Origin of the sequence: Bartonella sp. AP20NXHL (assembly GCF_042196165.1) — a bacterium.
Taxonomy (GTDB): Bacteria; Pseudomonadota; Alphaproteobacteria; order Rhizobiales; family Rhizobiaceae; genus Bartonella.
Genome location: NZ_JBHIPV010000071.1, coordinates 1 through 1,256, shown reverse-complemented (window position 1 = coordinate 1,256; position 1,256 = coordinate 1). Strand labels below are relative to the sequence as shown.

Annotated in this window: 1 protein-coding gene; it reads left to right on the top strand. The window is 40.6% G+C overall.

The window, feature by feature from the left end:
* Positions 1-1,098: tyrosine-type recombinase/integrase (locus ACFILL_RS09230; protein WP_375643834.1), on the top strand; the 1,098-nt coding region annotated here is incomplete at its 5' end.
* Between the last annotated feature and the right edge of the window lie 158 nt (positions 1,099-1,256).

Genomic DNA, 1,256 nt, shown 5'->3' with positions numbered 1-1,256 from the left:
GCCGGCTTGCTTCTCCATAAGCGTAAAGATGGTGGTGCTCAATGGCTTTATCGTTATACCATTCATGGTCGGCGCCGTGAAATGGGCTTGGGTGCTTTAAGAGATGTTTCTTTAAAACAAGCCCGTGAATTGGCAACAGGATGGCGGGCTGTTTTACGTGAAGGGCGTGACCCTATTAAAGAACGTGAAAAACAAAAGCGTGAGGCAATAAGCAATCTCCATTACTTAAAAGATATTGCACTAGATACTTTTGAAACTCGTAAAGCTGAATTAAAAGGTGATGGTAAAAATGGTAAATGGTTTACACCTTTACGCCTTCATATTCTCCCTAAATTAGGCTGTTTACCCGTTTCAGAGATTACGCAAACAGAGATACGCAATACCCTTGCTCCTATTTGGCATACAAAGGCTGTAATTGCTCGAACAGCATTGATACGTCTTAATCTTTGTCTCAAACATGCGGCTGCATTAGGTGTAGATGTTGATTTACAAGCTGTAGAAAAAGCAAAAGCTCTCTTAGGAAAACAACGCCATAAGGTCACTAATAGACCAGCCATGGATTGGAGAGAGGTTCCGGCTTTTTATAAAACACTCTGTGAAGCATCAACCATAACACAACTGGCTTTGCGTTTGCTTATTCTGACAGGTGTTCGTACCAATCCTTTACGTCATATTCATAAAGATCAAATTGATGGGGATATATGGACCATACCTGCTGAAAATATGAAAGGCAAGCGTGATACAACAAAAGAATTTCGCGTGCCTTTATCAACTGAAGCATTAGACATTTTAAAACAAGCACGATTGCTTTCTCGTAATGATTTCTTTTTTTCTGCTAAAGGTCGCGGTCCCCTCGCTGAGAAGTGTATGGCTCAATATATGAGAGACAATAAACTTGAAGCCTGCCCGCATGGTTTTCGCTCTAGTTTACGCGATTGGCTTGCTGAAACAACCGATGCCCCCTATGAGGTCGCTGAAACTATTCTAAGTCATACAGTAGGAGGACAAGTAGAGCGCTCCTATCGTCGTACTGACTATCTAGAACAGCGCCGTGTCTATATGGATAAATGGGCGGCTTATGTCACGGGTCAAACCTAAAATATGGGGTGAATAACCCCATTATCTGTGGATAACTTTAGCTCTCTTGTCTCTCATTCTTTCTCAATAAGATTCATCACGTATCACATCAGAAATTGTATAATAAAATATTGTTTTCTATGAATAAAACATCTTTCTAAATGAACCAAAATGTGGTT